The organism is Daejeonella sp. (assembly GCF_044342615.1).
Classification (GTDB): Bacteria; Bacteroidota; Bacteroidia; order Sphingobacteriales; family Sphingobacteriaceae; genus Daejeonella.
Map to the genome: position 1 here is coordinate 1 of NZ_JBIIPN010000122.1, position 7695 is coordinate 7695.

The window sequence follows — 7695 nt, forward strand, 5'->3', positions numbered from 1 at the left end:
ATTTGTCTTCACGCTTTTGAATGCCTAAATAAATTGCCTTATTTATTGCAGCCGGTAGCACAAATCCTAAATTATAGTCGGTATGCTCACCAATAAGATTGATACGCCCTGGTGAGCGTACAATTAGAGGTTCTTGATTGAAAAGCTCTAAAAATTTCTTTTTTACTTTGTCTGGATAATTGAAAATAGGATTCATCTTATGCATATTCTGCTTATAAATATCTGTTTTTATTCCCTAAATCAAAAGAATTGCTCCTTTCTAATGGATTAAAAAATATGCCTCAATCTTAAATTGATTATAATTCTTAAATTTGTATTTTAAAATCATTTGCATGAGACTTTCTTTCTTCGCTATAATAGCTTTATTAATTAGTAGCCCAATTTTAGGCTTCGGACAGAAATCCTATACAATTAATGGCACAGTGGCTAAACCAGAAATAAGTACTTTATATTTAACAAAAAGTAATTTTTTTAATGCTAATTCTAAATCGAAGGCAGAGAAGATTGCGGTAATAAATGGCAAATTTAGCATCAAAGGTACCATTGCAGAACCCATTCCAGCTTTTTTATCTATAAGTGAAGATTATCAAAAAGATGGTTCCCAAGCAAAGCAATTCATCTTAGATCAGGGGATTATCAGAATTGATATAAAAGTTAATCTTACAGATGCATCGGTTATTGGCTCTAAGGCGCATGATGATGTGATTCGTTATAATTCTGAGCAAGCACCTTTTTCTGCGAAGGTTACTGCTGTAAACCAAGAGGCTCAGAGCGCGTCGATGAGTGGTTTACCCTCAGATGCTGTACGTGAAAAATTCCGAATCCCATTCCGTGATGCAACAAATGCTCTTACCGAATTCCAAAAGAATTTCGTTAGAAATAACCCTAGCGCCTATATTTCGCTTTTAATCATTCCAAATATAGTTAGTACAACAAATAATTTTACGGACGCAGAGGAACTTTTAAACGCACTGAATGACGATATTGAAAGTACTTCAACAGCTGTAGGACTTAGAGAATACATTATTGGAAATAAGAAGACCTCCATTGGTTCTATTGCTCCAGATTTTGTGATGGCAGATAGTCTTGGGAAAAATATTTCTTTATCTTCATTACGTGGTAAATACGTGCTTCTAGATTTTTGGGCAGCTTGGTGTGGGCCTTGCCGACAAGAAAATCCGAATGTTGTGAACGCATTTAGAACCTATGGGAAAAATGGCTTTACTGTATTTGGAGTCTCGCTAGATAGGGATAAAAATAGCTGGTTAAAGGCCATTAAGGATGATCAATTAACTTGGCAACATGTATCCGACCTTAAATATTGGGCTAATGAGGCTGCGGGGATGTATGGAATAACAAGTATTCCTCGAAATTTCTTATTAGATCCACAAGGTAAAATCATTGCGCGCGATTTACGTGGCAAAGATTTGCATGATAAATTGGAAGAGTTATTCGCGACTAAAAAATAATATTTTAGGAAAGCTCCATTAAATCTACTCCTATATCGGGGCGGAAATATCTGCCATCGAAGTAAATTCGGCCGGCATCCGCAGTAGCACATTGTACCGCATCGAATAAATTATCTTGTAAGGAAGTCACCGCAATTACTCGGCCCCCATTCGATTTTACCATTCCGTTATCTAAGACAGTCCCAGCATGAAAAGCAGTTGAATGTCTTAAATTTTCAATTCCTGCGATTTCCTTTCCTTTGGCATAATCGCCAGGATAACCACCTGCAACAATCATAACGGTGGCGGCGATTTTATGGGATATTTTTAATTCTTTTTCGGCTAGATTTTCATGGGCAACACCTAAGAAAAGATCGATCAAATCACTTTCAATTCTTGGCAATACACTTTCCGTCTCGGGATCACCCATGCGTACATTATATTCGATTACATGGGGTTCTCTTCCTTGCGGACTATCAGAAGCCATTAATCCGATGAAAATGAAGCCTTTGTATGGGATACCATCTTTTTTTAATCCCTCAATTGTGGGAATGATAATGCGCTCTTCCACTTTTTTCATGAACGTGGCATCTGCAAAAGATACAGGAGACACAGAACCCATTCCGCCAGTATTTAAGCCCGTATCACCTTCGCCAATACGTTTATAATCTTTTGCTTCGGGCAGAATTTTATAGCTTTTTCCATCCGTTAAAACGAAAACAGAAAGTTCAATTCCTGTTAAAAATTCTTCGATTACCACGGTGCTGCTAGCTTCGCCAAATTTAGCATCGGCGAGCATTGCTTTAAGTTCTGTTTGGGCATCCTGCAAAGTTTCACAAATCAAAACACCTTTTCCAGCGGCTAATCCATCGGCTTTTAAAACGATGGGTAGCTTTTGAGTTTCTAAATAAGTCAAACCCTCCGCTAATGTATCTTTGCTAAAAGATTTAAAAGCAGCTGTTGGGATGCCATGCTTTATCATGAACTGCTTGGAAAAATCCTTGCTTCCTTCGAGTTGGGCGCCATGCATTTGTGGACCGATAACAGGGATATGCATTAAATCGGGGCGATTGAGGAAAAAATCATGAATTCCTTTTACGAGCGGTTCTTCGGGACCAACAAGTACCATTTTCACTTGATTTTTAAGTACAAAATCAGCGATTCCTTCAAAATCTGTCGGATTTAGGTTAATATTTTTCCCGTAGGCCGAAGTCCCAGCATTTCCAGGAGCAATAAAAAGTTGAGTTAAAAGGCTGCTTTCCGCGATTTTTGAGGCGAATGCGCTCTCGCGACCACCCGAACCAAGTATTAGGATATTCATGGTGTAAAGATAAGTTGAAATAGTTAATGAGCAAGGGGGAAATTGTTATCAGTTAGGAGTTGTCAGTTGTCAGGCTGGCGACATCTGCTATACCCGGTGGTTGAGGTTCTTGAAGCCAGGTTCTCGGAGCCGAGTCATTGTAGCTAAGCTGGCGACATCTGCGGATAGTATGGAATTCCAGAATGGCCGCCGAGATTCTATGTTAAACTCCGTAGAGTGGGTTTATTTTACAGACCCTTTTATAATTAGTAGTTATTGAGTATATATTTTGCATTATTTATCTCAAAGGTTCAAATGACTAGTAGAATTTCGTTCTTTCCTTATTTCCTCCTTATCCCCATTCCTTATTTCTTCTCAATCCTAATTAATAATCGTAAATTTGAATCAATTATGTCATTCTGGCTAATCTTAGCCTATGGCTTAATTCTTGTATGAAATTGATTTTAAATATTTTCGAATACACATGTTAGCACTTATTAGTAAGCTTTTCGGTAGTAAATCAAACCGTGATATTAAGTTAATACAACCCTTAGTTGAAAAGACTAAAGAAGAATATAGCAAATTATCTGCTTTAAGCAATGATGAATTAAGGCAAAAAACCCTTGATTTTAAGCTTAGAATTAAAGAATATCTCACAGAGATTGATATTGAAATTACCGCAGTGAAAGCCAAAGCTGAGTCTGCAGATTTACCAATGAATGAGAAGACGGCGCTTTATGATCAGCTAGACAAGCTTCAAAAGGATCGTGATGCGGAGCTTGAAAAAGTTTTGATTGATATTTTACCAGAAGCTTTTGCGGTAATGAAGGATACTGCACGCCGTTTCACAGAGAATAAAACCATTGAGGTGACTGCTACTCAGGCAGATCGTGAATTGGCAGCTCGTAAAAAGAATGTTATTATTAATGGGGATAAGGCTATCCACCACAATACGTGGTTAGCAGCCGGGACTGAAGTAACCTGGAACATGATTCATTATGATGTTCAATTAATTGGTGGTATTGTTTTGCACCAAGGTAAAATCGCTGAGATGGCTACTGGCGAGGGTAAAACCCTTGTTGGGACTTTGCCAGCTTATTTAAATGCTTTGTCTGGTCAGGGGGTGCATATCGTTACAGTGAACGATTATTTGGCTCGCCGTGACTCGGAATGGAACGGACCTTTATTTGAATTCCACGGACTAACAGTTGATTGTATCGATAAGCATCAGCCAAATTCTGAGGATAGACGTAAGGCTTACCTTGCCGATATCACTTTCGGTACCAATAATGAATTTGGTTTTGATTATCTACGTGACAATATGACATCGAATCCAGAAAGTCTGGTTCAACGCAAATTGCATTTTGCCATGGTTGATGAGGTGGATTCAGTGTTAATTGATGATGCTAGAACGCCTTTAATCATTTCTGGACCAATCCCTCGTGGTGATGAGCATGAATTTTATGAGTTAAAACCACGTATCGAACGCTTGGTTACTGCTCAAAAGAATTTCATCAACAATGTATTAAACGAAGCTAAAAAATCAATAAATGAAGGCCAAGCTGGTCCGCAAGATGGTGGCCTAGCCCTACTTAGAGCTTACCGTGGTTTACCAAAAAGCAAGGCGCTTATCAAATTTTTGAGCGAGCCCGGAATGCGCCAAGTGCTCACTAAGTCGGAGCATTATTACATGGAAAACCAAAACAAGGAAATGCCTAAGGTTGATTCCGAGCTTTTCTTTGTGATTGATGAAAAAAATAATCAGGTTGAACTGACAGAAAAAGGTATTGAACTGATTACTAGCTCTGGTGAAGATCATAATTTCTTTGTGATGCCAGATGTTGGTACTGAAATTGCCGAGTTGGAAAAGTCGGGGCTTTCTATGGAGGAAAAACTAGAGAAAAAGGATGCTTTAATGCGCGATTTCTCTATCAAATCTGAACGTATCCACTCCGTAAATCAGCTCTTAAAAGCCTATACTTTATTTGAAATTGACGTAGAATATATCGTTGATGAGGGTAAAATTAAGCTGGTAGATGAGCAAACAGGTCGTATTATGGATGGTCGCCGTTATTCGGATGGCCTACACCAAGCAATTGAAGCTAAAGAAAATGTGAAGGTTGAGGATGCAACGCAGACTTATGCAACTATTACGCTCCAGAATTTCTTCAGAATGTATCACAAGCTTTGTGGTATGACTGGAACGGCGGTTACCGAGGCGGGTGAGCTTTGGCAGATCTATAAATTAGATGTGGTTGAAATTCCTACGCATGTTATCGCTAAGCGTAAAGATGAGGAGGACATGGTTTACCGTACGGTACGTGAAAAGTACAATGCTGTGGCGGATGAAATTACGCGCTTAACTCAAGCTGGACGACCAGTATTGGTGGGTACTACTTCGGTTGAGATTTCCGAGCTTTTGAGTAGAATGCTTAAACTAAGAGGCATTAAACATAATGTCTTAAACGCGAAATTACACCAGAAAGAGGCTGATATTGTTGCTGAAGCTGGTCAGGCGAGTACAGTTACCATCGCTACCAACATGGCGGGTCGTGGTACGGATATTAAGCTTGGCCCAGGTGTGAAAGAGGCTGGTGGTTTGGCCATTGTGGGTACTGAACGCCATGAATCGCGTCGTGTCGACAGACAGCTTCGTGGTCGTGCTGGTCGCCAAGGTGATCCAGGTTCAAGTCAGTTTTTCGTATCGCTAGAAGATAATTTAATGCGTTTATTCGGTTCTGAGCGTATTTCAAACATTATGCTTAGAATGGGAATTGAGGAAGGTGAAGTGATTCAACATTCCATGATTACCAAGTCGATTGAGCGTGCTCAGCGTAAAGTTGAAGAGAATAACTTTGGCGTGCGTAAGCGTTTATTGGAATATGATGATGTGATGAACTCACAGCGTTCTGTTATTTATGCAAAGCGTAAAAATGCCCTATTTGGAGAGCGCCTTGATGTAGATTTGAACAATACCATGTTTGATGTAGTTGAGGATATTGTATCTGAATACAAAGATCAAGGGAATTATGAAGGCTTCGAAATGGAGATTATTCGTATTTTCTCGGTAGATCCTGAAATGACTGAGAAGCAATTTGCGGAGACCAATATTAACAATCTTACGGATAAGATGTTCGATAAAATTGAGGCTTATTATAACCGTAAATTGGAGGCTATAGCAAATCAAACCTATCCAGTTTTAAAGGATGTTTTGAAGGAGCGTGGCGATCAAATTGAAAATATTGTGGTTCCATTTACGGATGGTATTCGCTCGGTCCAGGTGGCTTCAAATCTTAAAAAAGCCGTTGATAGCAATGGTTATGAGGTATTTAAGGCTTTCGAGAAGACTGTTGTTCTTGCGCTAATTGATGATGCTTGGAAAGAGCATTTACGTGAAATGGACGATTTAAAGCAGTCGGTTCAAAATGCGGTTTATGAGCAAAAAGACCCATTGATTGTTTATAAAATGGAAGCCTTCAATATGTTTAAGCAAATGTTGGCAACCGTAAACAAGGATATCGTAAGTTTCTTATTTAAAGGTAATATTCCTTCGCAAGACCCTGCACAAGTTCGTGAGGCACGCCCTCAACAGCGCCAAGATATGAGTAAACTAAAGGTGTCAAAGCCTGAGCTTGCTCAATCTGCCAATGGAATGCCTGTAGATGATACGCGTGAACTGCAAAAAACGCAGCCTATTCGTGTGGAAAACAAGATTGGAAGAAATGACCCTTGCCCTTGTGGTAGTGGTAAGAAATATAAAAACTGTCATGGTATAGGAGCGGAGTAAATCATGAATTGGAAGCATCTTTACTTCTTAATTTTTCTTGTGATTGGTATCCAATCGGCTTCGGCACAGGAGAGGGGTAAGGTAATTGTTACGAAAGATTCGCAGATTGATAGCTTAATTGCAAAGCGTTTAGAGCTGAGTAAGAATGTTAAATCAGGTTCCCATATTTCGGTTTCAGGTTTCCGAGTTCAAGTTTTTTCCGGCCTACAGCGTCAGGATGCTTATAATGAGCAAGCAAAATTCAAGGTGCGTTATCCGGCATATTCAACCTATATCAGCTATGTTCAGCCCAATTATAGGCTACGGGTAGGCGATTTTCGCACGAAGCTCGAAGCCGAAAAATTCATGAATGAGCTAAAAAAGTTTTATTCGTCCATGTTTATTTTCTCTGAAATGATAATTCTTCGATGATGCTAAAAGATAAAGTTACACAGCTTGCCAATCAAATTCATGCTGATGCGATAGCAAACCGCAGGCATTTACATGCTCATCCTGAACTTTCTTTTCATGAGTATGAAACCTCTGCTTTTGTTGCAAAAAAGTTAGATGAACTCGGAATTGAGTATAAAAAAATGGCGAATACGGGCTTAGTGGCTCTTATTAAGGGCTCCAAGCCATCTGATGCCGTGGTGGCTCTTCGTGCTGACATGGATGCATTGCCCATTGTAGAGGCCAATGATGTAGAATATAAATCTCAAAATCCAGGTGTGATGCATGCTTGTGGACACGATGTTCATACTTCATCATTGCTCGGTACAGCAAAAATTCTTTCCGAATTGAAAGATGAATTTGGAGGGACAGTAAAATTAATCTTTCAACCTGCTGAAGAGAAATTACCTGGAGGTGCAAATCTGATGATTCAGGAGGGTGTTTTGGAAAATCCTAAGCCTGATGCAGTACTCGGTCAGCATGTGATGCCTTTAATTGAAACAGGTAAGGTTGGTTTTCGTGCTGGCAAATATATGGCCTCAACAGACGAAATTTATGTTATCGTGCATGGTAAGGGTGGTCACGGTGCTCAGCCTCAGCAAAATATTGACCCTGTGGTGATTACATCGCATATTATCATTGCGCTACAACAGATTATAAGTCGAGTGGCAGATCCAAAAACGCCTTCGGTATTATCTTTTGGTAAGGTTATTGCCAATGGTGCTACCAAT

Annotated in this window: 6 protein-coding genes; 4 read left to right on the forward strand and 2 right to left on the reverse strand. The window is 39.5% G+C overall.

All coding sequences use genetic code 11. The features are described from left to right. A partial coding sequence (locus ACIQ0D_RS10150; RefSeq protein ID WP_395805251.1) for a galactokinase family protein occupies positions 1–196 on the reverse strand: 196 nt, incomplete at its 3' end. 136 nt (positions 197–332) lie between these two features. On the opposite strand from ACIQ0D_RS10150, the gene ACIQ0D_RS10155 reads away from it, so the two are divergent. Next, positions 333–1469: a redoxin domain-containing protein gene (locus ACIQ0D_RS10155; protein WP_395805253.1), complete on the forward strand. Its 1137-nt coding sequence runs from the start codon at positions 333–335 to the stop codon at positions 1467–1469. A 4-nt stretch (positions 1470–1473) separates the two neighbouring features. Here the strand turns inward: ACIQ0D_RS10155 and purD are convergent, their stop codons facing one another. After that, entirely contained in the window at positions 1474–2769 is a 1296-nt protein-coding gene (purD, locus tag ACIQ0D_RS10160; RefSeq protein WP_395805255.1) for a phosphoribosylamine--glycine ligase, read from the reverse strand. A gap of 463 nt (positions 2770–3232) precedes the next feature. On the opposite strand from purD, the gene secA reads away from it, so the two are divergent. The 3 genes from secA to ACIQ0D_RS10175 form a co-directional block, all read left to right on the forward strand. Further along, positions 3233–6535, forward strand: a complete 3303-nt coding sequence (secA, locus tag ACIQ0D_RS10165) for a preprotein translocase subunit SecA (protein ID WP_395805257.1) — start codon at positions 3233–3235, stop codon at positions 6533–6535. Positions 6536–6538: 3 nt separating this feature from the next. Further along, on the forward strand, positions 6539–6946 hold the full coding sequence (locus tag ACIQ0D_RS10170) for an SPOR domain-containing protein (protein WP_395805259.1): 408 nt from the start codon (positions 6539–6541) through the stop codon (positions 6944–6946). After that, the coding region (locus ACIQ0D_RS10175) for a M20 family metallopeptidase (RefSeq protein WP_395805261.1) at positions 6946–7695 on the forward strand (750 nt) is incomplete at its 3' end. The genes ACIQ0D_RS10170 and ACIQ0D_RS10175, both read left to right, overlap by 1 nt.

Bases quoted from the DNA above. Each gene is read 5' to 3' on its own strand.
- ACIQ0D_RS10155 (WP_395805253.1), top strand. From the start codon at position 333: ATGAGACTTTCTTTCTTCGCTATAATAGCTTTATTAATTAGTAGCCCA.
- purD (WP_395805255.1), bottom strand. From the start codon at position 2,769: ATGAATATCCTAATACTTGGTTCGGGTGGTCGCGAGAGCGCATTCGCC.
- ACIQ0D_RS10170 (WP_395805259.1), top strand. From the start codon at position 6,539: ATGAATTGGAAGCATCTTTACTTCTTAATTTTTCTTGTGATTGGTATC.
- secA (WP_395805257.1), top strand. From the start codon at position 3,233: ATGTTAGCACTTATTAGTAAGCTTTTCGGTAGTAAATCAAACCGTGAT.